This window comes from Hyphomicrobium sp., assembly GCF_036262015.1.
Lineage (GTDB): Bacteria > Pseudomonadota > Alphaproteobacteria > Rhizobiales > Hyphomicrobiaceae > Hyphomicrobium_C.
Window position 1 is genome coordinate 85,362 of record NZ_DATAJR010000006.1, and the last position, 22,188, is coordinate 107,549.

Genomic DNA, 22,188 nt, shown 5'->3' on the forward strand with positions numbered 1-22,188 from the left:
ATGGGCGGACGGCGTGTGCGAACGCCGTCCGCAGCTCGTCGTGGATCAAGCCTTGTTGAGCTGCCAGATGTTGACCTCAGCCGGCTTGGCGAGATGACCCAGAAACGTCTTGAGCACCCCGGTCGAGTCGCGCCACGCCATGTAGGCCTGCTGATCCTCGATCGAATCCCATTCCTGCAGCAGCAGGAAGTTTCCGGCGTTGTCCTTTTCCGTGTGGGTCGTGCAGGATCTGCATCCCCGCGCCTTGCGCGTATCGGGAAGGATGTCGGTCAGAAAGGTCTGGAACGCATTCGGGTCCGACGGCGTGAGGCGCATGGTAACGACGATGGCATTCGACATTTGAATCCTCCTGCGGGGTAGATCGGGATGGCACTGGACTAATGACCATGTGGTCAATATATAGGTGCTGCGCTCGTGTGACATCAATATAATGACCATATGGTCAACTAGTCGCACCCGCGCTTTGGCAGGAGATGGCCGATGCACGACGCAGACGAAGGCCCGGCAAAGCCGAAGCGGAAACGTTTGGATCCGCAACGCCGCGAAGAGGAGATTGTCGAAGGGGCCGTCCTCTACTTCTCGGAGGTGGGTTTCGACGGCAGTATGAGAGATCTGGCTGCGCGCCTCGGCATCTCGCACGCGCTGCTCTTCCGCTATTTCCCCACAAAGGACCTGCTGATCGACCGGGTTTATGACCAGATCTATCTCGCGCGATGGAACCCGTCGTGGGACACGATGCTCGAAGACCGGTCGTTGAATTTCCCCGAACGGCTCATCCGTTTTTATTCGGACTACCTCCGCGCCGTAGACCGGCCGGAGTGGGTGAGGACGTTCGTGTACGGCGGCCTTGCCGGCGTCAACATCAACCAGCGCTATCTGAAACTCGTCCGGCGGAAAGTGATACTTCCGGTCGCCCTCGAACTAGAGCGCCTCGTCGACGCTGGCGTCAGCGCGGAAACGCCTTCGGACGAGGCCGTCGAGTTGTCGTGGGGCTTGCATGGCGAGATCTTCTATCTCGCGATCCGGCGCTGGGTGTATGGCATTAAGGTCACCGCGGATATCGACGGTTTCGTCGCGCTGACCGTGGCGAAATTCCTGAAAGGCGCCCCGGGGGCCCTGAAAGGGATTGCCGGTGCTCGGGGTCGCAAAGCGTGAAGCTGTACGCGGCAGACGTCGCCTACTTCTGCTGCTCGACCGTCTCTTCGCTCGTCACCATCCGCCAGAACGCCGCCATCTTCGCTGCGTCGTGATACTCTTCGAGGCGCGCAATCTTGCGCCCGCGATAGGTCACGATCTGCCGGTAGGTGCCGGAGAGCACGTGTCCCGTCCGACGGTGGCGGATATAGGCTTCGACGCTAGCCCGGCCGAGTCCGTCCTCGAATTGAAAGTGATCCGTCGCCGTCGCGCTTTCGGCGACAGATACGATTGATCTGAGGAAGGTGCGGAGAGACTGCTTGCCTTCGATAATGTGCGGGATGCCGTCTAGAGATCCAGCATTGCACCAATAGATCACGTCGTCGGTAAAATGCGCCAACATCGCCTCGATATCGCCCCGGCTCCAGGCGTTGTGACTTGAATCAATAATTTCGCGCGCAGCATGCGCATCTAGCTTTTTCAATGTCTGTTCCCCAATTGCCGGTGCCGGCCAAAGGCCGACACCCCCGCGTGGGACGTAGAAAAAAATGATCACAAGGAACGCAAATGCAGTCTCAGGTTATTTTACCAGTCTGCTTCTTCAAAATACAGTGTAGAATCTAAACGATACCAACTACAGCGCGAACAAATGCGAAAAGGTGTCAACTCTAGGCTACGGCCTCGCGCTCCGCCTCGCGCTTACGCTCCTGCTTCTTGCGCTCGTTCGGATCGAGCCAGCGCTTCCTGAGACGAATGGATTCGGGTGTAACTTCGACGAGTTCGTCGTCGGTGATGTAGCTCATCGACCGCTCCAGCGTGAGCTTGATCGGCGGGGTCAGGAGAACGGCGTCGTCCTTGCCGGACGCTCGGACGTTGGTGAGCTTCTTGCCCTTGACGACATTCACTTCGAGATCGTTGTCGCGCGTATGCTCGCCGACGATCATGCCAACGTAGACCTTCGTCTGCGGACCAATGAAGAACGGCCCGCGATCTTGCAGGTTGAAGATGGCGTAGGCTGCCGCCTCGCCGTCCGAGTTTGAGATCAGCACGCCGGTGTGGCGTCCGGCGATCTCGCCGCGGTACGCCTCGTAGGCATGGAACAGCTTGTTCATCACGGCGGTACCGCGCGTGTCGGACAAGAGCTCCGCCTGATAGCCGAGCAGGCTGCGCGTCGGTACGTGAAACACCATGCGCGTGCGACCGCCGCCCGAAGGCCTCATCTCGAGCAGAGCACCTTTGCGCTCGGAAAGCTTCTGGACGACGATGCCGGTGTGGCCGTCGTCGACGTCGATGATGACCTCTTCGATTGGTTCGAGCTTTTGGCCTGCCTCGTCGGTCCGGAACACCACCTTGGGACGCGAAACGGTCAGCTCGAAGCCCTCGCGGCGCATGTTTTCCAGGAGAATGGCGAGTTGCAACTCGCCTCGGCCGGCCACATCGAAGCTCTCGCCGCCATCGTTCGAAGGCGTGACGCGGATCGCGATATTGCGCTCGGCTTCTTTCATCAGGCGGTCGCGGATGACGCGGCTCTGTACCTTGTCGCCTTCCTGGCCGGCGAACGGCCCGTCATTGACGCGGAACGTCATCGACAGCGTCGGCGGATCGACCGGCTGCGCTTCGATCGGCTGTTCGACCGAGAGATCGCAGAGCGTGTCCGCCACCGTCGCTTCGCTCATGCCAGCCACGGCCACGATCTCGCCGGCGTGCGCTTCTTCCACCGGGATGCGCTCGAGACCGCGGAAGGCGAGGACTTTCGAAACGCGAAACGTCTCAAGTTGCTTGCCGTCGCGGTTCAGCGCTTTGAGTTGCTGATTGGCCTTGAGGGTGCCCGACGAAATGCGCCCCGTCAGGATGCGGCCAAGGAAGTTGTCGGCTTCGAGCGTCGTTGCGAGCAGGCGTGTCGGGCCCGGCTCCACGGTCGGCGCCGGAACATGCCGCACGATGAGATCGAACATCGGCGCCAGGTCTTCCTTGGGCCCGGCCGGATCGAGGGCCATCCAGCCATTGCGGCCCGAGCCATAGAGCACCGGGAAATCCAGCTGCTCGTCGGTGGCATCGAGGTTGGCGAAAAGATCGAAGATCTCGTTCAAGACGTCGAGGTGCCGCTCGTCCGGACGGTCGATCTTGTTGATGGCGACGATCGGCCGGATGCCGCGCTTGAGCGCCTTCGACACGACGAACTTGGTCTGCGGCAGGGGGCCTTCCGAAGCGTCGACGAGCACCACGACGCCGTCGACCATGTTGAGGATGCGCTCAACCTCGCCGCCGAAGTCGGCGTGGCCGGGCGTGTCGATGATGTTGATGCGCGTATCTTTCCAGACAACGCTCGTGCATTTCGCGAGAATGGTGATGCCGCGCTCGCGCTCCAGGTCGTTCGAGTCCATGGCCCGCTCGGCGACCTTCTGGTTCTCGCGGAAAGAGCCGGACTGCTTCAGAAGTTCGTCGACGAGGGTCGTTTTGCCGTGGTCGACGTGCGCGATGATCGCGATGTTGCGAATATCCATGGGTGTCCCGATGAGGTGTCGGCGCAACCCAAGATGGAAATGTGTGCGCCGCAATAATCTGGCGCGGAGGTAGCACACCGCGCGTTTTCCCGCCAGTCACAGGTAGCGCGGCCATTAAGCTGATGAGGCAGGGGGGGCGCCCCGGGGGGCGGCCTCCCCCGCCTGTTCGGCCTGATAAAGCTGGGCCAGGAAGGCATCGACGTCCGGTTTTGGCGACGGAAGGTGGTCCCGCCGGTTCCGCTGGCGCTCCTGACGGGCCCTGGCTTGCCGCGTGGCGCCCGGCTGTTTCAGGCGCCGCCCCCCCGCGATCAGCAGCGGATGCGACGGCTCGTCGAGATCGAGCTCCTCGAGCATGGTTTCCCGGAGCGCATAGAACGACTGCAGGATGGCATCGCGAGCGAGCTTTCGCTCCTCGGGGGGGATGTCCGGACGCTGGCGGGGATCGATCGACTGCAGGGCACGCCGCATGTCGTGCAGCGGGGCGTAGGGGTAAAGGCCGACGAGGCTCGCAGTCTCACCGGCGTTCGCATAGACGATGCGCATGTTGTCGATCGTCTCGGAGATGCGGCAGAACGCAGCCAAATAGTCGTCGGTCGAGACGTACGGCTTCTCGCAGTAGGTATAGAGCGCGGACTTGGTCCGCACGATGCCGCGCCATTCCTCTTCCAGGCTCTCGACGAATTTCGAACGCTTCTGGAACACGTTCGCGAGATAGGCCGCAACCACCGTGACGAACACGAGCGCCATGTCTTTCAGATACTCGTAGAGATCCTGGGCCGCCCTTTCGATCGGCGTCCCGGCAATCCAGGGAATGCGATCCGCGAACTTTGAAGCCAGCGAAATGACAAGCACGAGGATCAGCCAGAAGTAGGCGCGGCGGAGCGTGCGGTTGAGCGAGGCGCGGGTCATGGAGGAAGGAGTTTCTGCTACAGGGCGGCAACGGACGGACGTGCAACCGTGACCGTCCCACAGCGGCAATTCAAGGGCAATCCCGTTAGCCCGCGAAAGCGCTTGAGAAAAGCGGCATAGGAGGTGCGCGGCTGGCCTTCGTCCCGGCGCGATCTCGCCTCAGAAATTCTGCTCGCGTGCCGTCAAGCGATCGAGGTGTTCCTTCGCATTGACGTCCGACTGATCGAGCGCCACGGCGCGCCGATAATCCTCGAGCGCCTTTTGCATGTCACCGCGCCGCTCGTAGGCGAGGCCGCGATTGTAGTAGGCGATGGCCGTATTGGGATCGGCTTCGATCGCGGAGGCAAAGTCCTTGATCGCGAGATCGTCCTTGCCGAGGTCGAAGAAGACGCTACCGCGATTGTAGAACACGAGCCAATTTTTCGGATCGACCTTGAGTGCGGCGGAGAAATCGGCAAGGGCGCCTTTGTACGCGTGTGTCGCTGCGCGGGCGACGGCGCGGTTCACGTAAGCTGTGACGAGATTTTCCCCTTCGGCCTGGCCACTCGCGATATAGGCCGAGCAGCCTGAAATTTGCCGCTTGGGGTCCGGCGCTTCGTTGCAGTCCTGGATTGCGCCGCCGAGCGAAGCCGCCAATACGACCATCGAAGTGGCGGTCGAGAGAGTGATCATCGGGATCTCTCCTTTCCTCCGGCGCTGCACGCCAAACCGGCGCACGTTCCACAGTATTTCAATTCATCCCAGCAAATGAGGTTCCGGAGAACGGGAAGAGTCGATCTGTCCACAAGCTATGCGGTTCGCGCGATTGGCCTGCTGTTCCCTGCGGAACACCCACAAGCATAGCACGCGCTATGCTGGCTGGGGCTTTGGACGTTGCAATTGGGCGCCGCCACCATGAGCGATACTTATCTCGACTTTGTACGATTGCCGCCCGGTGACCGGTCACTCGCTGGCACCATGCAGGAAGGACGCGATCTCATGTTCGCCGAACTTTCCGGAGTGGACATGACGGGAACCGACTTCTACTGGGCGAGCTTCCATGACGCGAACCTGTCCGGTGCGGTTCTACGCGACTGCGATCTGCGTGGAGCCATGCTCCATGGCGCCAATCTCGAAGGTGCGGACCTCCGCGGCGCGTCGCTCGGCCTCGACAATCTGGGAGGCACGACAGAATTGCACGGCGCGAATCTCAAAGGCGCGGATTTGCGCGGTGCAGATGTGTCCGGCGCGGAGTTCATCGGGGCGTGTCTCACCGGAGCCGACCTGCGCGGCGTGCGCGCCCTAGAATGTCTGCCCGACCGCCCGACGCGTTTGAGCGGCGCGGATCTGACGGGCGCAAAGTTGGAGGGCGTCGATCTCAGCGGCGTCACCTATGACGATGCCACACGCTGGCCAAACGGGTTCGATCCGGAGAAGGCCGGACTCGTGAAACGAGCGCAAAAGCAAAGGGCCGGTAATCCCGCCCAGCCTGCTAAAAGTTGACGTTCTGGATGATCCAGCTGCCGCCGAATGCGATGAGCCCAGCGACCAGAATGTAGGGAAGAATGGTCACGAGTACGCCGAGCAGGCCAATAAACGCCTTGAGGATCTTCTCGGCGGCGTCCCACAGCTCGCGAACGGCTTTGTAGAGCACGTAGACGATCCCAATGACGACCAGCACCAGGATGACGATCTTCCAAATTGGCAGGCTCTGCCAATCCGACTGGAAGATCGCGATGATCTGGCCGAACGACCACGTCCAGATCAGCTTGAAGAAGTTGAAGATCCAGGCAATGCCCTGCTGCAGGAATTCCACGATCTGATTGATGATCTGGTTCACGTCCCGTCTCCCCTCGCCAACCAGCCGTACAGATACTAACCGTCGCTATATGCAATGTCGAACGGCTGTTTCGGTCACAAGGACGGCGCGTGTCGTCGTCCCGTCACGAAGATGTTGCGTCGCACCGGCGTTCGCGCAGCATGCTGACGCTCTCATAGGCGAAAAAGGCGCCGCCCGCGAAAAACAAGAGCGCGATCGCATACCCGTCGACGCTGTCCGCTTGCAACGCAAGATGCCCGGATCGGGCGATGAACGCACAGCCAAGAACAAGCTTCCCGACGTGCCACCATCCGGGGCGGTGCCTCAGAATGTCATCGTGGCGCGCGTTTTCCCTCTCGAGGGTGCTCTGAAGATTGTCGAGCTTTTCGTTGAGCGAGCCCATGCCCCGTCTCCTGTCAAAGCCGCATTGCGGCATTCGGCAGGGATACTGCTCGCAATACGGGGGGCCGCTGCTCCACAAGGAACACACACCGCAACAGGCAAATGAAATGCCGGGGAAGTGTCCCCCGGCATGGGTCGTTGAGAATTGGAACGCACCGTTACGGGCAGTACCAGACCGGTCCGATCACGATGCAGCCGCGCGTGCGCCAGCCGTAGGGACGCGCCGAATAACGGCGCCAGCCCGGCGGCGCATGGCGATAGTGACGTCCCGAGCGATAGCCTTGGCGGTAGCCCTTTCTATAGGCTCGCTGGCCTTTGTATTTGTACTGAACCTGAGTCACGCCACCGTCTTGCGCCGTTGCGTGTTTGATCGCCGAGGACGACGGCACGGCACTTGCGGGAGAAATGCTCAGAACTCCGAGCAAGGCTGCGGAAACTGCTAGAGCGGCGATTTTCAACGGTTGTCTCCTCTCACTTTTCGGCGTGAGTAAGAGAAACGTGTCGGACACGATGAAGTTCCGATACGGACGCGATCGCGCAGCGTTTGTAATACGCTCGCAAGGCTCGCTCTGTGAGCCGCCTATTGTCCGAGGCTGAATCGATAGCTGAGGCCGAGCCCGCCGAAGAACTGGTTCTCACTCTCGACGATCGGGCTGTCGGCTGCATCGCCGAGCAGGCGCGAATAGCGACCGCTGAGCTTGAGCGTCCAAACATCCGACAACGGCACATCGCTCGTCAGCCCAAGGAACACGTCCTTGATGCCGGCGTCCGCGTCGTAGGCGGCAAGATGCGCTTTCGATGACGCACTCTGCGCCTGCGTCACCGAGAAGTAGGCGTCCATGTAGTCGTCATCGGCGTAGGTGGCGCCTGCGGTTGCCGTGACCGAGCCCCATCCGAACGGCGCTTTTGTTTCCGCCCCGAAGCGGATCAGCGCGCCGGTATCGTCGCCGGTCAATTGATGATGGTAGGAAACGAACGGCGTGATCGGCCCTGCACGATAAGCGGCATAGCCACCGGCGACCAAACCGCCGTCCACATCGCCGAGGCCGCGCAAGCGCGCAGCGTCGCTCTGGTCGCGATCGAAACGCCAGCCGACGAGCGGACCGGCTTCGAAACCGTTGAATTCGATGGCGCGGAAGCGCAGATCATCCGGTCCGCGGAACTGAACGCGGCTCGTCTCGCCAAGACCGGCGGGAGCAATGAACGGCGCGCCGCGCACTTCATAGTCCTTCGCGCCTTCATACTTCGGCGCCACGAACACGACGCCGCCCACTTGCCAGTCCGTCCCACCAAACCCGAGATCGCCCGCGAAAGCGGCGTGCCCAAAGACGGTAAGTGAAGAGAAAGCAAGGACATGGAACTTTACGCGCAGTGAAAACATGAACAGCACTTCCCGGGTGAACGCTCGTGAGACCATCTGGCTACCACGAGATCGTCGATGGCATGCCCACTTTTGCGCGCTGTCCGCGAAGTCCACCGGCACTGTTGCGCTTGCGTCTCACGATGGAAGTTGGCCCGCGAGCCGGCTGCCTCCTTTGATTGCCGTCCGCTGACGCGCATATAGGAAGCTACAACGTCAACGAACGATGGAAAACGTCATGGACATCACGCGCAACGGTTCGCGGCCGTCGGCCAAAGGCCCGGAAGACTATTTCACCGGGCAGGTCCGCATTGATCGCCTGTTCGAAGCCCCGAACCCGGCCCGCGTCGCCGGTGCCAGCGTCACGTTCGAGCCCGGCGCGCGCACCGCTTGGCACACGCATCCGCTCGGACAGACGCTCATCGTGACGGCGGGCTGCGGCTGGGCGCAGCGCGAAGGCGGTCCCGTTGAGGAGATCCGCCCGGGCGACGTGGTGTGGTTCGCGCCGGGTGAGAGACATTGGCACGGTGCCACGCCCTCCACCGCCATGACGCACATCGCCATTCAGGAAGCCCTCGATGGCAAGCTGGTCGAATGGCTGGAGCACGTCAGCGACGCGCAGTATCGCAGGTGAGCGGCGTTGGTGAAAACGCAAACGGGCGATGTCCGCTGAGGGGAAGGAGCAGGCTAGGGCTCACCCCGGGCATCAACTGCTTCATTGCGCGCCAACCGCCGTAGGGCCTGGGGCGGCTGACCGAAGGCACGTAAGAAAGCGCGACGCATCTGGTCACGATCACTGAAACCGGCTTGTTGTGCGACCACATCAATTGGATGCCGGCTTTGCTCCATGAGCGCTCTCGCTGCCTCCACACGCAGCTTTTCGACAGCCTTTGCGGGAGACTGGCCGGTCTCTGCCCGGAACGCACGACTGAACTGTCTCGGGCTAAGGTGCGCCGCTTCAGCAAGTTGGGGGACGCTAAGGGGTGTGTGCAGATTTTCGCGCGCATACGCGAGAGCCGTTTGGATGCGGTCGGATTTTGGCGACAGTTCGAGCAAGGTAGAAAATTGAGACTGGCCACCGCCGCGCCGATGATAGAGGACGAGCTTTCGCGCCACCGACTTCGCAATCTCTGCTCCAAGGTCATCTTCGACCAGGGCCAATGCGAGATCGATGCCTGCGCTCATGCCCGCTGAGGTCCAGACCGGACCGTCGTTTATAAAAATTCGGTCTTCGTCGATCTTGGCCTTTGGAAACCGCTTCTGCAGCTCACGCGCGTGGAACCAGTGGGTGGTGGCACGGCGACCATCCAACAGGCCGGCCTCCGCCAAGACGAATGCGCCTGTGCAAATGGCAGCGATGCGCCGATGCGTGGGCACCGCCGCGCGCACAAAGTCGATCATCGCCGCGCTGGGCGACTCCCGCGACGTAGCGCCCCCGCCGATCAGGAGAGTATCGCCCGGCTCCTCACTGAAACGTTCCGTCTGAAGGTGCATGCCGAGCGAAGTCCGGACGAGGCCGCCTGTCTCGGACACAAACCGGAATTCGTAAGGCGTCTCCTCGGCAAACATGTTTGCCGTCTCGAACACCGAGAGCGCCGCCAGAGCGATGACCGAATTGTCTGGGTAGACGATAAATGTGATGCGTCGCATGAGATGGTGTCCCAAATTTACGCATATATGACATTTGGGCCGCGAGCCTGCAAGGGTATACAAGCCTCAGCAACAACGAAGGTGGAGGACATCCCATGAGCAGCACATCCAAAGGCGTCGCCCTTGTTACAGGCGCTTCTTCAGGTATCGGCGCAGTCTACGCCGACCGATTGGCCAAGCGTGGCTATGACGTGATCTTGGTGGCACGCAACGAAGAGCGTCTCAAAAAGGTTGCAGGTCGCATCGAAGCCGAAACCGGCCGAGAGGTCAGGGTTTTCCCGGCGAACCTGAATGACAAGACAGACCTCGCGAAGGTCGAATCCCTCCTGCGCGACGACAAGTCGATCACCATGCTGGTCAACAATGCCGGCGTCGGTTCGGTGGCATCTATCCTTCAGGCGGACGTCGACACCGTCGAGGACATGATTGATCTGAATATCACCGCGCTGACACGGCTCACGTACGCCGTTGCGCCAGCATTCGTTGCACGCGGCAGCGGCACCATCATCAATATCGCGTCGGTTGTTGGCGTTGCGGCCGAGGCGTTGAATGGCGTCTACAGCGCCTCGAAATCGTATGTCCTCAGCTTCGGACATTCGCTGCAGAAAGACCTCGCGGATAAGGGCGTCCGCATCCAGAGCGTATTGCCCGGCGCCACGGCGACCGAGTTCTGGGATGTCGCCGGATACGCCGCTCAGAAGACCGCTTCGATCACGATGTCGGCCGAGGATTGCGTCGACGCGGCGCTAGCAGGGCTCGATGACGGTGAACTGGTGACTATTCCCGGTCTCCACGACGGAGACGCGTGGACCCGCTGGGAAGCCGATCGTCGTGAGCTTTCGAAGAAGTTCGGCAACGCTAAGCCAGCCGCTCGGTACAGCGTGAAGTCGTCGTCAGCAGCCTAACGGCTCTTGGCGTTGGCGTCGTAGGTACGGCCCTTGAAACAGGGCCGCACTTGCACCTCCGATTGTGCGGTTCGCGTATGCCTCGAAAGGGAAGTCCGACAGAAGCCGGGCGGGCATAATCGTTTTGCCGATGGAGGAGACCTTGCCCTATCTGCAGCTTGACCTGACTGAGCACTGCACACCTCACGATAAGCAGCGTCTCGCGAAAGCTATGTGCGAGACCTATGCGCGCCATATGTCCGTCGACATCAGGCGAATAACTGTGGCCATCCGCGAGCTGGGTGAAGGCGGGCTGTGGAGAATAACCGAAGTTGGCGGGGAACCCGTCCCCGTCTCAATGCTGATGCTCGATATCCGCGAAGGTCGTCCGGGCGAAATGAGGATCGCTGCCGCCAAGGCGCTCTGCGCCGTCATCGTGAATATCCTCGGCTTGCGAGAGGATCGGCTGAACGTTGAGTTTACGCAGCACGCAGCCGATGAAATGTATCACCCGGCGCTAGGCGGCCTCAGCCCCGATTGGAAGGACGACGAACGCTAGAGGGGCAGCAAGCCTCACGCGTATTCTGATGTCCGCTCCGGGTCAGAAGCAGACCCTAGCCGCACTTCATCACAATCCATATCCCGTCTCGGCACGAAGCGCGCGGACCAGCAGCCGACCCAGTGTTCGTACCGTGCTGGCTGCGTGGAACCGCTGGTTGCGCCGGAAGTTGGATTGCCGCTCAGCCCACGAAAGTACGCGCCTGAGCGAACGGGGCGGTCCGTGGTGATGAGGGAGGCTGCCGAACGGGAGCTATATCCGCCCCGTCGGGACAGCCGGATTGACGAGCAGTACCAGCACAGCCATGAGGCCTCCCATGATTGGCACCCGTACGCGTATTCTCGCTTTGCTATCCGCGTCTGCAATTGCCTGCTCCGCTCTGCCCGCAAGCGCGGCCCGCTTCGATGGAAACTGGAGCATGGTTGCCCAGACGACCCGTGGTCATTGCGGCACGATCCCGATGGGGCTCGGAATCAAGGGCGGCCGGATCTATGCGACCGGCGGATCCTTCGCGTTCTATTCGATCCGCTTGGGCGGCCGCGTTGCCGGTTCGGGGCAAGCCAACATCAAAGCCGTCGCCGGGCCGCGCGTCGCTCAAGGAACCGGGCGCTTCACCCAGCTTCGGGGCAGCGGAAGATGGGCAGGTCGCGGACCGTCCGGTCTCTGCTCCGGCGTTTGGAGTGCGAACCGCAGCTAGCTCGCAAAATAGCGTCGAGCGCCCATGGTGCGAGGTCGCGGTCGGCGGAGATCATTGCGTTATCGCTGCGCATCGCAGTTCGCACAAAAAACGCCCGGCCATACAGCCGAGCGTTTGATAGTCGGGGTCGCCGAAAGCGAACCTACTTCTTCTTCCCGCGCTGGCTGCTGTGATACTTGCGCGGAATCTCACCGGCATCGGCGAGCGCATCGAGGCAGCGGCTGGAAATGTTGCCACCGGCCGAGCGCATGCAAGAGCGGAGCTCGGGCGTATCGGGCTTGTACGACGGGCAGAACTTGTAGAAGTCCGGTTTGCAGGCCGACTTCACGCGACCGCTGTACGCATTCGCGGCTCCAGCCGCTGCGAGCGCGCCAACGCCGATTGCAAGCGCCGCCATGATCTTCGTCGTGTTCATTCTCGGTCTCCTTACACACACCGAACTGTTTCCCGCTACAGCGGCCTGAACTCCGTACGTGCGGCCTACTTCCCGCGATTGCGCATCTCGAGTGTGCGCAGACGCAGCGCGTTGAGCTTGATGAAGCCCTGCGCGTCCTTCTGGTCGTAGGCGCCCTTGTCGTCTTCGAAAGTGACGAGCGTCGGCGAATAGAGCGACTTGGGGCTCTCGCGGCCGACAACGATGACGTTGCCCTTGTAGAGCTCGAGCGTCACTTCGCCTTCCACGTGCTCCTGCGACTTGTCGATAGCCGCCTGCAGCATCTCGCGCTCCGGGCTGAACCAGAAGCCGAAGTAGACCAGCTCCGCGTAGCGCGGCATCAACTCGTCCTTCAAATGCATCGCGCCGCGGTCGAGCGTCAGGCTCTCGATGGCGCGGTGTGCCTGCAGCAGGATCGTGCCGCCCGGCGTTTCGTACACGCCGCGCGATTTCATGCCGACGAAGCGGTTCTCGACCAGATCGATGCGGCCGATGCCGTTATCGCGGCCGAGATCGTTCAGCGCCTTGAGCAGCGTCGCCGGGCTCATACGCTGGCCATTGAGTGAGACGGCGTCGCCTTTCTCAAAGCCGATCTTGATGGTCGTGACCTTGTCAGGCGCATCCATGGGCGAGATCGTGCGCTGATAGACGATCTCGGGCGCTTTCTTGGCCGGGTCTTCCAGAACCTTGCCCTCGGACGACGAGTGCAGCAGGTTGGCGTCGACCGAGAACGGCGACTCGCCCTCCTTGTCCTTGGCCACCGGGATCTGGTTCTTGCGCGCGAACTCGATGAGATCTTCGCGGCCCTTGAACGTCCACTCGCGCCAGGGCGCGATGATCTTGATGCCGGGCTCGAGCGCGTAATAAGTCAGCTCGAAGCGCACCTGGTCGTTGCCCTTGCCGGTAGCCCCATGGCAGACGGCGTCGGCCCCGGTCTGGCGTGCGATCTCGATCTGCTTCTTGCCGATCAGCGGACGGGCAATCGAGGTGCCGAGCAGATAGATGCCCTCATAGAGCGCGTTGGCGCGGAACATCGGGAATACGTAGTCGCGAACGAATTCTTCGCGCAGGTCCTCGATGAAGATGTTCTCTTTCTTGATGCCGAGCATCTCGGCCTTCTTGCGGGCGGGCTCCAGTTCCTCGCCCTGGCCGAGGTCGGCGGTGAAGGTCACGACCTCGCAGCCGTAGGTCTCCTGCAACCATTTCAAGATGATCGACGTGTCGAGACCGCCCGAATACGCGAGCACCACCTTCTTGATGTTCGGCTTGCCGTCTTTCGCGCTCATCGTCCCGACCTCTTGTTCTCGAATCTTTATTATGCCCGGGCTCACGGGCGCGATTGCCTTACAATCACGCCAAGAAGCCTGCAAGGCGCACTCCGTCTCATCGACCCACAGGGAATTCTACAAGCCGCGCCTAGGCTTTAGGATACTGACGGGAAAATCTCCATCATCTCGCCGTGTTTTTTTGGCTCATTGCGCCTAATCTGGACGGAGTGCGCCGGTAAGAGCCAGACGTTCGGGGGACGATTGTGACAATGAGAACGACCGCGCTGCTGATCGCAGGCTTGGCTTTGGGATTCAGCCTCGGCACTGGCCCATCTGCCGCGCAGTCTGAGGACGCGGCCGCGCCGCCCGCCGCAGCCGTCCCGACGCCGCCTCCCGCCGCGCCGGCACCTCCGAAAACAGCCAACAAAAAGAAAGAAGTTCTCCCCTGGGAGAACGCGGCTCCCGCGCCCGTTGCCGAAGTGCCGGCTGCACCGGCTGACCCAGCTGTCGCCGCCGCGGCCGCCCAGTGCAGCCCCTTGTTCGAAGCTGCCTGCCGCGATCTCAAGACCTGCGCCTGGATTGCCGATGTGGCGCTCCAGGACGGAAGCACAGTTCCCGCGCGCTGCGTTGCACGCCCGCCGGCACCGCCAAAGAAGGCTGCAAAAGCGGCTGTTCCTGCCAACAAGCCAAAGAAAACGAGCGAAGCCCCGGCCGCGGCTGCACCGGCCGTGAAGGCGGCGGTGACCAGGATCGAGGACGAAGAGCCGAAAGCTGCCGTCGTGAAGCCGCAGAAGCCCAAGGCCGCAGCCGTCGAAGCGGCACACGAGCCGGCGCCGGAAAAGCTGCAAGAACAACTGCCCGCTCAGGCCAAGGCGCCGGAGCCCGTAGCCGAGCCGGCTCCGAAAGAAACGGCAGCGACCGAGCCGCAAAAGGCCGACGAGAAGGCCGAAGAACCGGCCAAGTCGCCGATCGTGGTAAAGCCACCGGCTCAGCCGTCAACCGCAAGCAATACAGGCGGACAGGCACCGTCCTTCGGCTCGTTCTCGGCGGCCATGCCGGGCCATGGCAATGCGGTTGTCGTCACCGTGCCCCCGTCGGGCGAGTAACGGCTGCTACGCCCAGGGAAGTTTCACGGACTGTGCAAACGGCGCCAGGAAAAGCGCGCCGTAGAGCGCTTTCGGCGAAACGATGCGTGAAACGGCAAATCCGCTCTCGGACTGGTAGCTCGAAAACGCGCGGTTGATCGAGGTGGAAGCGGCCTCCGCCGCATCCATGGCGGCCATGTTGGCTTCAGCAGCCGGAAGCGCCACGGCGCGCGGCACACCCGCTGTCATCATCGAATAGGCCATCGGCCAACTGGCCGGATTGCCCTCGAGCGGGAAAAGCCCCCACCAAGCACGGACGGGCGCGAACATCGGCGAATCCGCCCACAGGTCGACCATGCGGCCGAAATCCGTCGGCAGTGCTGCGGCCGCCGATGATGTGACCGCCGACCGGTAGGGACGCGGCCCGGTCACCAGATAGGGAGTGGAGGGCTTGAAGTCGTCGCTTGTCGCGCCTGCTTTGGAGGATTGAGTCCAGAAATCAATGGCCTGAGTGGCGAAAGCAGCATACGCGGCCGACGCGGCACGCGCGTATCCGAAAGCCGCCGTGGTGCAGCTTCTGGCAAAGCGCTGGGAGAGTTCGCTGTCGAAATGGTTCATCGCCGGCCTCGCTCGGACTGTCAGCAGCGCCTTTTGCAGGTGCGATTGTGCAATGCACAACATAGGGGCATGGACCCCGACTGACAACCGGAATCCACCCATATTAACTAAAGGCGAACAAACCCTTACGCGGGGGATGCAGGCGGGGTCGCGGGCCGGCGTTTCGGCACAGCCACCAGCCAATAGACAAGACCGGCAGCTAGGCCGGAGGCTGCGTAGGCAGCCAGGGCATAGCGATTGAGGATTGTGCCATCTCCCATCTCACCGATGAACTGAGCCGCAAATCCTGCCAACGCGATGGCGAGGCCTGCTCCGCCAAAGAACAGAACGGACCGCACCGGGAGCCATGACGAGACTATCGCGGCAACGATTGCGAATGGCCCGGCGAACACCGCCGCTTGCGTGGCAGCCAGGAGTGCAAGCATCCCGAGGCTCTCGAGACGCGCTTCGTCGGCAAAGGCAAGGCCGTCGACGCCAGCAACGAACAGAACCTGCACGAGCCCGGCCACCAGCACGGCGGCGACAAAGCCTAGAATGAACCTGACTATCGCGACGATCATCAGCGCCCCCTCAGCGGCCCTAGCGTAAGGGAGCGGCTGCACCCACTCAAGCGTTGCGGCCTGCGAGCAGCCAATAGACGAAGCCGCCTGCAAATCCGGCCGTTGCAAACACATGCCAAAGGGCTGGCAGCGCGTAGGTCATTGTCCCGGGGTCGACTTGAGCGAGCAGCGGGATGATCGCCAGCGAAACGCCGCCGCCGACGAGATAGAAGAGCCACGACCGGATGCGCGCCACCTCGCCGACGATGACGACCAGCAGCGCCGGGATCAGCGTCGCGCCCGAGGCGATGATCGAGCCCTGCCAGGCGACATCGAACGCGGCAGAGATGGTGTCGGCCTCATCGAGCCTATGGATCGCCTGCGTGAATGTCTCGAGGCCAAGCGTCACGAGCACGAACAGCGTCGCGCACGCCGCAATTAGAAACGCGATCGGAATCCAGATCAGCCGCCCGATCGTCTTGAGCACCATGTTGCGTCAGGCTCCCGGCTCAGCCGAAGGAGACGCCGGCTCCTGCCGTTCGCGCGCGCGCAACTTCACGCTTTCGCTCTTGAGCTGACCGCAGGCCGCGAGGATGTCGCGGCCGCGTGGCGTACGAACCGGGCTCGCATAACCCGCCTTGTTCACGATGTCGGCAAAACGCTCGATAGTCTCCCAGTCCGAGCATTCGTAGCGCGAGCCGGGCCATGGATTGAACGGAATGAGATTGATTTTGGCCGGAATACCCGCCAGCAGGCGGACCAGTGCCTTGGCATCGGCCGGGCTGTCGTTCACGCCCTTCAGCATGACGTATTCGAAGGTGATGCGCTTGGCGTTCGACGCGCCGGGATAGTTCCGGCACGCGTCCAGCAGCTCCTTGATCGGGTACTTCTTGTTGATGGGGACCAGTTCGTCGCGCAGGTCGTCGCGCGTGGCGTGCAGCGAGATGGCGAGCATCGTGCCCGACAGCTCGCCCCAGCGAGCGATCTCCGGAACGACGCCCGACGTCGAGAGTGTGATGCGCCGCTTCGAAAGCGAGATGCCCTCGCCATCGGACGCGATGTCCATCGCTTCCCGCACGTTGTCGAAATTGTAGAGCGGCTCGCCCATGCCCATCAGCACGACATTGGTGATCTTGCGATCGCCCGAAGGAAGCAGTCCGTTGTCCGCGGGCCGTGCGGCGCCGGGCCAATCACCGATCCTGTCTCGCGCGAGCAAGATCTGGCCAACGATTTCCGACGCATCGAGGTTGCGCACGAGCCGCTGCGTGCCGGTGTGGCAGAAGCTGCACGTCAGCGTGCAGCCCACCTGCGAGGAGATGCAGAGCGTGCCGCGATCCGCTTCGGGGATGTAGACGGTCTCGATCTCGGGCGCGCGCGCCTCATGCCCGCGCCTGGGCAGCCGGAGCAGCCACTTGCGGGTGCCGTCCACGGAGACCTGCTCGGCCACGATCTCGGGCCGGTCGAGCGTATAGCGGGCTTCAAGCTCCTGGCGCAGCTCCTTCGAAACGTCCGTCATCTGGTCGAACGACGTCGCGCCCGAAATATAGAGCCAGCGCCAGAACTGGGTCACGCGCATGCGGAGTTGCTTCTCCGGCACTCCGGCCGCAGCCATGGCCTCGCGCAGGCGCTCGCGGCTCATGCCGGCAAGCGTCGGCTTGAAGGGAGCGACCGCGCCCTCCGTCCCTTGGCCCGTTTTGGGCGGCGTTTGATCCAGAAGTAGTGTCATGACCGCATCTTCTAACGATTTCCGGCCTCCGGCGAAAGTCCGGGGGCGAGCGGCAAAGTGGTAATCTTTCCGAGGGTAGACCGATCCGCTATAAGGCGGCACGCCGGAACGGCGTATTTCCAGCGCATCAGCAACTCTCGCCCAAAGATCCCCGACGCATGGCCAAGCCCGACAAAGATGCTCCGAGACGACCAGAGGCGCGCGTACCGAAAGGAATGCGCGACATTGGGGCTGCGGAGCTGCGCCAGACGCACGCCATGCTGGAGACGATCCGCAAGGTTTACGAACGTTACGGCTTCGAGCCGCTGGAGACCCCGGCCTTCGAGTACACCGATGCCTTGGGCAAGTTCCTGCCCGATCAGGACCGTCCGAACGCAGGCGTGTTCTCGTTCCAGGACGAGGACGAGCAATGGCTGTCCCTGCGCTACGACCTGACGGCTCCCCTCGCCCGCTACGTCGCGGAGAACTTCCAGGATCTGCCGAAGCCCTTCCGCCGGTATGCGACGGGCTCGGTCTACCGCAATGAGAAGCCGGGTCCCGGCCGCTTCCGCCAGTTCACGCAGTTCGATGCCGATACGGTTGGCGCCGAGAGCGTCGCGGCGGACGCCGAGATGTGCATGCTCGCTGCTGACACGCTCGAAGCCCTCGGCATCCCGCGCGGCCAGTACGTCATCAAGGTCAACAACCGGAAAGTGCTGGATGGCGTGCTGTCGTCCATTGGGATCGATCCCGCCAGCCCATCCGACGCCACAAAGCGCATGACCGTTCTGCGCGCCGTTGACAAGTTGGACCGCTTGGGACCGACAGGCGTAGCCGAGCTGCTCGGCAAAGGGCGCAAGGACGAGAGCGGTGACTTTACGAAGGGCGCTGGACTTGAGGCGCCCGCAATCGAAAAGGTGCTCGCGTTTGTTGGGGCCGGCACCAAGGATGGCTGCGCGACTCTCGAAGCTATCGAGCCGCTCGTCAGCGGCGGTGAAGGCGGCTCGCAAGGGCTTTCCGAGCTTCGCGATATCAATGCGCTGGTCACGGCTGCTGGGTATGGGCCGGACCGCATTCTCGTCGATCCGTCCGTCGTCCGTGGCCTCGAATACTATACCGGCCCCGTCTTCGAGGCCGAGCTGCTGATCCCGGCAAAAGACGAGAAAGGTAATCCCGTCCGCTTCGGCTCCGTCGGCGGCGGCGGCCGCTATGACGATCTCGTCGCGCGTTTCACCGGCCAGAAGGTCCCCGCCACCGGCTTCTCGATCGGCGTCTCGCGCCTGCAGGCCGCGCTGAACCTCATCGGCCGCGCACCCGCGCCTGAACTAGGCCCCGTCGTTGTCACCGTGATGGATAAGGACCAGATCCCGGCTTACCAGAAGATGGTGCAAACGCTTCGGGAGGCGGGCGTCCGCGCCGAGCTCTTTCTCGGCAACCCAAAGAAGTTCGGCCGCCAGCTCGAGTACGCCGACAAGCGCAGCTCGCCCGTGGTCGTGATCCAGGGCTCGAACGAGCGCGAGGCCGGTCAGGTGATCCTCAAGGACCTGATCGAAGGCGCCAAGGCCGCCCAGGCGATCAAGGACAACAAGGAATGGAAGGAAGCCCGCCCGGCGCAGATCTCCGTCCCTCAAGCGGAACTGGTCCAGCACGTCCGGGAAATTCTTGCCCGCCACACCTCCTAACCCTCTCGCGAGATCGGAGTTGCGTCCGTCAGCGAATTGCAAGACGGCATAGGTATGGAACTCACCACGAACCGGATGACCCCGTCCGGGGGAGCTGAACAAACCGAAAGTCACGACGAGATAGATGCCCGCAGAGACGGCGAAACAATTCGAAGCGCTGGAAGCCAACGCGCAAACGTTGCTCTCCGTTTTCACGCGGGGCGGCTTCGAAGCCGTGTCGCCGGCGATCATTCAGCCGGCCAGCGTCTTCCTTGACGTGGTCGGCGAGAAGCTGCGCGCACGCACGTATGTCTTTTCCGATCCGGATGGCGATGAGCTGTGCATGCGGCCCGACATCACCGTTCCCACATGCCGCCTGCACCTGGAACGCCACCCGGACGCCGACGTACCCGCGAAGTACAGCTACAACGGCCCGGCCTTTCGTTTTCAGCCGCTCGGAAGCGGCCACGCCCACACGCGCGAATTCCGCCAGACCGGGATCGAAGCGTTCGGCGAAGCCAATCGCGAGCGCGCCGAAGCCGAGGTCGTAGCGACCATCGTCTCGGGGCTCGAGGCTGCGGGGCTGTCCGGTTATCAACTGCGCTTCGGCGATCTCGGGCTCCTGCGCGCAATTCTGCGCGCGTCCGATATGCCGTCGCGCTGGCGTCAGCGCCTGATGCATCTGTTCTGGCACCCGGCTGCGTTCAAGGCGGAGCTCAATCGCCTGACCGTTGAGCCGGGCTCCGCCTCCACGCACATCCCGAAAGCGCTTGCCGACGCGCTCGATCCGGACAACCCAGAGGCTGCCGAAGCGGCCGTCGCGACCTATCTCGAAGACAAGGGCATCGAAGTCATCGGTCTGCGGAGCACGGCAGAAGTCGCCGACAATCTGCTCGGACGCGTGGCGGACGCCCGCTCAGAACCGCTGTCGGCGAAGACAGCGCAGCTCATCGCGAGCTACGTCGCGATCGTCGCGCCTGCGCGGGCCTCCGGGCGGCGCCTCCGCGAGCTGGCGACGCTGATGGGCGTCAACATCGAAGCGGCCGTCGGCGCCCACGAATGGCGTCTGGAACTGTTGGCGCAAGCCGGTGTCGATCTCGATCGCGCAGAGTTCTCTGCCGATTTCGGCCGCCAGCTCGAATATTACACGGGCTTCGTCTTCGAGGTCGTGACCCAGGGGCTCGGCCGTAGAAGCCCGGTTGCAGGCGGTGGCCGCTACGATCACCTGCTTAAAGCCGTCGGCGCACCGCAGGATGTTCCCGCCGTGGGGGCCGCCGTGCACACGGACCGCCTTCTCGCCGCCGTGACGAACGGAAACGGAGGCGCCCATGTCTGAGAAGCTGATCCTCGGCGTTCCGTCGAAGGGCCGCCTCATGGAGCAGACCCAGGAGGCTTTCGCGGCAGCGGGGCTTACGCTGCGCAAAACCGGCAACGAGCGCGGCTATCGCGGAGAGGTCGCGGAGCTGCCGGAAATCGACGTCGCCTTCATCTCTGCGTCGGAGATCGCATGGAACCTAAAGACCGGCCGCGTGCACCTGGGTGTCACCGGTGAGGACCTCGTCAGCGAGCAGATGTCGGATGCCGCCTCGCGTGTCACGTTTCTGAAGAAGCTCGGCTTCGGCAATGCCGATGTCGTCGTCGCCGTGCCGGATTGCTGGATCGATGTGCGCACCATGGCCGATCTCGCGGAGATCGCCTTGCCGTTCCGGCGCGCCCACGGCCGCTGGTATCGCGTGGCGACCAAGTACCTGAACCTCACGCGCCGCTTCTTCGCCACCAAGGGCTTGTCCGACTATCGCATCGTCGAGAGCCTGGGGGCCACGGAGGGTACGCCTGCAGCGGGCACGGCCGAGCTGATCGTCGACATCACCACCACCGGCACCACGCTTGCGGCCAATGGGCTCCGCATTCTGGACGACGGTCTGGTGCTGCGTTCGGAGGCGAACCTCGTTTCGTCCAATCTCGCCGAGTGGACCCCCGCAACGCGCAATGCCATGAACGAGATCGCCGCCCGCATGGCCGGCTGATTGCTGCGTGCTCTGAGTTGTCGGCTGCCGCGCGGCAGGCAATGCGATGCCGGTTGAACTTGGGGCTCACGTTGGTCCACATTCAGGCGCGGTTCATGCGGGGAACCGCAATGTTCGGTGAACAATTGAGCTCGAACGGGGGCTCACCAACGAGAGGTCGAACGATGCCTACTCCGCGTCTTTCCATGGCCGCCTGCTTTGCGCTTTTCGGCGTCGTGGGGGGAGCCACCGGCGCGCACGCGCAAGCCAATTGCGAAACGTACGGCAAGCTCGCCATCCAGCAGCAGCAAGAGAACGTGGCTGAGAAGTGCGGCTTCTCCGGGCCTGAATGGAGCCCGGATCTGAAGGCGCACGTTGCCTGGTGCGGCGGGGTTGGCCCCGACCAGTGGAAGAGCGAGCTTCAGAAGCGCAAGCAGCAGCTCGACGCCTGCAAGTCGAAATAGCGACCCGTCCTCTGGTGAGTCCTGGCGTCATGCCGGACCCATGCGCCGCATGGACGGTCGGGTCCAGCCGCGCTGGGAAACTTGATCCCTGTCGAGAAAATGAAAAGGGCGGATCTGCATTGCAGACCGCCCTTAGCGTTTCAGAATTCCACTGCTGTCAGTGCAGGCTCGCGATCTCGAGCTCGCCGTCCATGGCGTGGCTCAGCGCCGCCTGCCGGGTATCGGTGAGCGCAATCGGCGTACCGTCTGCCGCATGAAGCGCAAAGAGATTGATGCCGCGCGGCAGATCCTCGATCGCCGGAAACATCTTCAGCGCTTCGTCGGACGACAATGTTTTGATGTAGGCAACCTGCCCGCCGCCGAGCCGTGCAAGCTCGATTTCGCTCATGACGGGAGCAATTGCGGGCTGCGCCTTGCGGCGCCGCTTTGTTGTATTCTCTTTCATGACGCAACTCCTCCTCTCTCGAGGTATTCCAACGTCATGGAAACGAGGCAGGCACCGAAATTCCTTC

28 protein-coding genes are annotated in these 22,188 nt (G+C 62.6%); 11 read left to right on the forward strand and 17 right to left on the reverse strand.

The window, feature by feature from the left end; genetic code table 11:
- Positions 1-45: 45 nt before the first annotated feature.
- Complete coding sequence (locus VHO05_RS05950; protein WP_329645679.1) at positions 46-339, reverse strand: antibiotic biosynthesis monooxygenase family protein; 294 nt, start codon at positions 337-339, stop codon at positions 46-48.
- A gap of 141 nt (positions 340-480) precedes the next feature.
- Here VHO05_RS05950 and VHO05_RS05955 point away from each other — a divergent pair, with 141 nt between their 5' ends.
- The gene (locus VHO05_RS05955) at positions 481-1,155 is read left to right on the forward strand and encodes a TetR/AcrR family transcriptional regulator (protein WP_329645680.1); all 675 of its coding nucleotides are present in this window, start codon (positions 481-483) and stop codon (positions 1,153-1,155) included.
- Between the two features lie 22 nt (positions 1,156-1,177).
- Here VHO05_RS05955 and VHO05_RS05960 read toward each other — a convergent pair whose 3' ends face one another.
- The 4 genes from VHO05_RS05960 to VHO05_RS05975 form a co-directional block, all read right to left on the reverse strand.
- Positions 1,178-1,618 carry a nuclear transport factor 2 family protein gene (locus VHO05_RS05960; RefSeq protein ID WP_329645681.1) on the reverse strand — a complete coding sequence of 147 codons (441 nt, stop codon included), beginning with the start codon at positions 1,616-1,618 and terminating at the stop codon, positions 1,178-1,180.
- A 184-nt stretch (positions 1,619-1,802) separates the two neighbouring features.
- Positions 1,803-3,638 carry a translational GTPase TypA gene (typA, locus tag VHO05_RS05965; RefSeq protein WP_329645682.1) on the reverse strand — a complete coding sequence of 612 codons (1,836 nt, stop codon included), beginning with the start codon at positions 3,636-3,638 and terminating at the stop codon, positions 1,803-1,805.
- Between the two features lie 114 nt (positions 3,639-3,752).
- Positions 3,753-4,547, reverse strand: a complete 795-nt coding sequence (locus tag VHO05_RS05970; protein ID WP_329645683.1) for a hypothetical protein — start codon at positions 4,545-4,547, stop codon at positions 3,753-3,755.
- Between the two features lie 159 nt (positions 4,548-4,706).
- Positions 4,707-5,219, reverse strand: coding sequence for a tetratricopeptide repeat protein (locus VHO05_RS05975; RefSeq protein ID WP_329645684.1), 513 nt, complete (start codon positions 5,217-5,219; stop codon positions 4,707-4,709).
- A 222-nt stretch (positions 5,220-5,441) separates the two neighbouring features.
- Here VHO05_RS05975 and VHO05_RS05980 point away from each other — a divergent pair, with 222 nt between their 5' ends.
- Positions 5,442-6,029: a pentapeptide repeat-containing protein gene (locus VHO05_RS05980; RefSeq protein WP_329645685.1), complete on the forward strand. Its 588-nt coding sequence runs from the start codon at positions 5,442-5,444 to the stop codon at positions 6,027-6,029.
- On the opposite strand, the gene VHO05_RS05985 is transcribed toward VHO05_RS05980, so the two are convergent.
- The 4 genes from VHO05_RS05985 to VHO05_RS06000 form a co-directional block, all read right to left on the reverse strand.
- On the reverse strand, positions 6,019-6,366 hold the full coding sequence (locus tag VHO05_RS05985) for a hypothetical protein (protein ID WP_329645686.1): 348 nt from the start codon (positions 6,364-6,366) through the stop codon (positions 6,019-6,021). The two genes, VHO05_RS05980 and VHO05_RS05985, sit on opposite strands and share 11 nt — an antisense overlap.
- Before the next feature lie 103 nt (positions 6,367-6,469).
- The gene (locus VHO05_RS05990) at positions 6,470-6,748 is read right to left on the reverse strand and encodes a hypothetical protein (protein ID WP_329645687.1); all 279 of its coding nucleotides are present in this window, start codon (positions 6,746-6,748) and stop codon (positions 6,470-6,472) included.
- A 157-nt stretch (positions 6,749-6,905) separates the two neighbouring features.
- The gene (locus VHO05_RS05995) at positions 6,906-7,205 is read right to left on the reverse strand and encodes a hypothetical protein (protein WP_329645688.1); all 300 of its coding nucleotides are present in this window, start codon (positions 7,203-7,205) and stop codon (positions 6,906-6,908) included.
- Positions 7,206-7,327: 122 nt separating this feature from the next.
- Entirely contained in the window at positions 7,328-8,128 is an 801-nt protein-coding gene (locus tag VHO05_RS06000; RefSeq protein ID WP_329645689.1) for a MipA/OmpV family protein, read from the reverse strand.
- Positions 8,129-8,345: 217 nt separating this feature from the next.
- Here VHO05_RS06000 and VHO05_RS06005 point away from each other — a divergent pair, with 217 nt between their 5' ends.
- The gene (locus VHO05_RS06005) at positions 8,346-8,741 is read left to right on the forward strand and encodes a (R)-mandelonitrile lyase (RefSeq protein ID WP_329645690.1); all 396 of its coding nucleotides are present in this window, start codon (positions 8,346-8,348) and stop codon (positions 8,739-8,741) included.
- A 53-nt stretch (positions 8,742-8,794) separates the two neighbouring features.
- Here the strand turns inward: VHO05_RS06005 and VHO05_RS06010 are convergent, their stop codons facing one another.
- Positions 8,795-9,757, reverse strand: a complete 963-nt coding sequence (locus tag VHO05_RS06010) for a GlxA family transcriptional regulator (RefSeq protein ID WP_329645691.1) — start codon at positions 9,755-9,757, stop codon at positions 8,795-8,797.
- Between the two features lie 95 nt (positions 9,758-9,852).
- Between VHO05_RS06010 and VHO05_RS06015 the strand changes: the two genes are divergently transcribed.
- From VHO05_RS06015 to VHO05_RS06025, 3 genes are all read left to right on the forward strand, one after another.
- Positions 9,853-10,662, forward strand: a complete 810-nt coding sequence (locus VHO05_RS06015; RefSeq protein WP_329645692.1) for an SDR family oxidoreductase — start codon at positions 9,853-9,855, stop codon at positions 10,660-10,662.
- Positions 10,663-10,804: 142 nt separating this feature from the next.
- Entirely contained in the window at positions 10,805-11,200 is a 396-nt protein-coding gene (locus VHO05_RS06020; protein WP_329645693.1) for a tautomerase, read from the forward strand.
- A 316-nt stretch (positions 11,201-11,516) separates the two neighbouring features.
- Positions 11,517-11,897 (forward strand): hypothetical protein, encoded by a 381-nt coding sequence (locus VHO05_RS06025; protein WP_329645694.1) that lies wholly within the window; start codon positions 11,517-11,519, stop codon positions 11,895-11,897.
- Between the two features lie 142 nt (positions 11,898-12,039).
- Here VHO05_RS06025 and VHO05_RS06030 read toward each other — a convergent pair whose 3' ends face one another.
- Positions 12,040-12,312, reverse strand: a complete 273-nt coding sequence (locus VHO05_RS06030) for a hypothetical protein (protein WP_329645695.1) — start codon at positions 12,310-12,312, stop codon at positions 12,040-12,042.
- 65 nt (positions 12,313-12,377) lie between these two features.
- Entirely contained in the window at positions 12,378-13,616 is a 1,239-nt protein-coding gene (locus VHO05_RS06035) for an argininosuccinate synthase (RefSeq protein WP_329645696.1), read from the reverse strand.
- Between the two features lie 251 nt (positions 13,617-13,867).
- Here VHO05_RS06035 and VHO05_RS06040 point away from each other — a divergent pair, with 251 nt between their 5' ends.
- Entirely contained in the window at positions 13,868-14,704 is an 837-nt protein-coding gene (locus VHO05_RS06040) for a hypothetical protein (RefSeq protein WP_329645697.1), read from the forward strand.
- 6 nt (positions 14,705-14,710) lie between these two features.
- On the opposite strand, the gene VHO05_RS06045 is transcribed toward VHO05_RS06040, so the two are convergent.
- From VHO05_RS06045 to rlmN, 4 genes are all read right to left on the reverse strand, one after another.
- A complete protein-coding gene (locus VHO05_RS06045; protein WP_329645698.1) occupies positions 14,711-15,301 on the reverse strand; it encodes a hypothetical protein in 591 nt (196 codons plus the stop codon).
- A 125-nt stretch (positions 15,302-15,426) separates the two neighbouring features.
- On the reverse strand, positions 15,427-15,861 hold the full coding sequence (locus tag VHO05_RS06050; protein ID WP_329645699.1) for a hypothetical protein: 435 nt from the start codon (positions 15,859-15,861) through the stop codon (positions 15,427-15,429).
- Positions 15,862-15,907: 46 nt separating this feature from the next.
- Positions 15,908-16,330, reverse strand: a complete 423-nt coding sequence (locus tag VHO05_RS06055; protein WP_329645700.1) for a hypothetical protein — start codon at positions 16,328-16,330, stop codon at positions 15,908-15,910.
- A gap of 6 nt (positions 16,331-16,336) precedes the next feature.
- Positions 16,337-17,566 (reverse strand): 23S rRNA (adenine(2503)-C(2))-methyltransferase RlmN, encoded by a 1,230-nt coding sequence (gene rlmN / locus VHO05_RS06060; RefSeq protein ID WP_329645701.1) that lies wholly within the window; start codon positions 17,564-17,566, stop codon positions 16,337-16,339.
- 158 nt (positions 17,567-17,724) lie between these two features.
- On the opposite strand from rlmN, the gene hisS reads away from it, so the two are divergent.
- The 4 genes from hisS (at position 17,725) to VHO05_RS06080 (ending at position 21,676) form a co-directional block, all read left to right on the forward strand.
- Positions 17,725-19,227 carry a histidine--tRNA ligase gene (hisS, locus tag VHO05_RS06065; protein WP_329645702.1) on the forward strand — a complete coding sequence of 501 codons (1,503 nt, stop codon included), beginning with the start codon at positions 17,725-17,727 and terminating at the stop codon, positions 19,225-19,227.
- Between the two features lie 124 nt (positions 19,228-19,351).
- The gene (locus VHO05_RS06070) at positions 19,352-20,542 is read left to right on the forward strand and encodes an ATP phosphoribosyltransferase regulatory subunit (RefSeq protein WP_329645703.1); all 1,191 of its coding nucleotides are present in this window, start codon (positions 19,352-19,354) and stop codon (positions 20,540-20,542) included.
- A complete protein-coding gene (gene hisG / locus VHO05_RS06075; protein ID WP_329645704.1) occupies positions 20,535-21,233 on the forward strand; it encodes an ATP phosphoribosyltransferase in 699 nt (232 codons plus the stop codon). Before VHO05_RS06070 ends, hisG begins: the two co-directional genes overlap by 8 nt.
- A gap of 164 nt (positions 21,234-21,397) precedes the next feature.
- On the forward strand, positions 21,398-21,676 hold the full coding sequence (locus VHO05_RS06080; protein WP_329645705.1) for a hypothetical protein: 279 nt from the start codon (positions 21,398-21,400) through the stop codon (positions 21,674-21,676).
- A gap of 157 nt (positions 21,677-21,833) precedes the next feature.
- Here the strand turns inward: VHO05_RS06080 and VHO05_RS06085 are convergent, their stop codons facing one another.
- On the reverse strand, positions 21,834-22,121 hold the full coding sequence (locus VHO05_RS06085; RefSeq protein ID WP_329645706.1) for a DUF1150 domain-containing protein: 288 nt from the start codon (positions 22,119-22,121) through the stop codon (positions 21,834-21,836).
- Positions 22,122-22,188: the final 67 nt, after the last annotated feature.

Coding starts and splice junctions, on each gene's coding strand:
- VHO05_RS05950 (WP_329645679.1), bottom strand. CDS start 339: ATGTCGAATGCCATCGTCGTTACCATGCGCCTCACGCCGTCGGACCCG.
- VHO05_RS05955 (WP_329645680.1), top strand. CDS start 481: ATGCACGACGCAGACGAAGGCCCGGCAAAGCCGAAGCGGAAACGTTTG.
- typA (WP_329645682.1), bottom strand. CDS start 3,638: ATGGATATTCGCAACATCGCGATCATCGCGCACGTCGACCACGGCAAA.
- VHO05_RS05970 (WP_329645683.1), bottom strand. CDS start 4,547: ATGACCCGCGCCTCGCTCAACCGCACGCTCCGCCGCGCCTACTTCTGG.
- VHO05_RS05975 (WP_329645684.1), bottom strand. CDS start 5,219: ATGATCACTCTCTCGACCGCCACTTCGATGGTCGTATTGGCGGCTTCG.
- VHO05_RS05980 (WP_329645685.1), top strand. CDS start 5,442: ATGAGCGATACTTATCTCGACTTTGTACGATTGCCGCCCGGTGACCGG.
- VHO05_RS05990 (WP_329645687.1), bottom strand. CDS start 6,748: ATGGGCTCGCTCAACGAAAAGCTCGACAATCTTCAGAGCACCCTCGAG.
- VHO05_RS06000 (WP_329645689.1), bottom strand. CDS start 8,128: ATGTTTTCACTGCGCGTAAAGTTCCATGTCCTTGCTTTCTCTTCACTT.
- VHO05_RS06005 (WP_329645690.1), top strand. CDS start 8,346: ATGGACATCACGCGCAACGGTTCGCGGCCGTCGGCCAAAGGCCCGGAA.
- VHO05_RS06010 (WP_329645691.1), bottom strand. CDS start 9,757: ATGCGACGCATCACATTTATCGTCTACCCAGACAATTCGGTCATCGCT.
- VHO05_RS06015 (WP_329645692.1), top strand. CDS start 9,853: ATGAGCAGCACATCCAAAGGCGTCGCCCTTGTTACAGGCGCTTCTTCA.
- VHO05_RS06025 (WP_329645694.1), top strand. CDS start 11,517: ATGATTGGCACCCGTACGCGTATTCTCGCTTTGCTATCCGCGTCTGCA.
- VHO05_RS06030 (WP_329645695.1), bottom strand. CDS start 12,312: ATGAACACGACGAAGATCATGGCGGCGCTTGCAATCGGCGTTGGCGCG.
- VHO05_RS06035 (WP_329645696.1), bottom strand. CDS start 13,616: ATGAGCGCGAAAGACGGCAAGCCGAACATCAAGAAGGTGGTGCTCGCG.
- VHO05_RS06040 (WP_329645697.1), top strand. CDS start 13,868: ATGAGAACGACCGCGCTGCTGATCGCAGGCTTGGCTTTGGGATTCAGC.
- VHO05_RS06045 (WP_329645698.1), bottom strand. CDS start 15,301: ATGAACCATTTCGACAGCGAACTCTCCCAGCGCTTTGCCAGAAGCTGC.
- VHO05_RS06050 (WP_329645699.1), bottom strand. CDS start 15,861: ATGATCGTCGCGATAGTCAGGTTCATTCTAGGCTTTGTCGCCGCCGTG.
- VHO05_RS06055 (WP_329645700.1), bottom strand. CDS start 16,330: ATGGTGCTCAAGACGATCGGGCGGCTGATCTGGATTCCGATCGCGTTT.
- rlmN (WP_329645701.1), bottom strand. CDS start 17,566: ATGACACTACTTCTGGATCAAACGCCGCCCAAAACGGGCCAAGGGACG.
- hisS (WP_329645702.1), top strand. CDS start 17,725: ATGGCCAAGCCCGACAAAGATGCTCCGAGACGACCAGAGGCGCGCGTA.
- VHO05_RS06070 (WP_329645703.1), top strand. CDS start 19,352: ATGCCCGCAGAGACGGCGAAACAATTCGAAGCGCTGGAAGCCAACGCG.
- hisG (WP_329645704.1), top strand. CDS start 20,535: ATGTCTGAGAAGCTGATCCTCGGCGTTCCGTCGAAGGGCCGCCTCATG.
- VHO05_RS06080 (WP_329645705.1), top strand. CDS start 21,398: ATGCCTACTCCGCGTCTTTCCATGGCCGCCTGCTTTGCGCTTTTCGGC.
- VHO05_RS06085 (WP_329645706.1), bottom strand. CDS start 22,121: ATGAAAGAGAATACAACAAAGCGGCGCCGCAAGGCGCAGCCCGCAATT.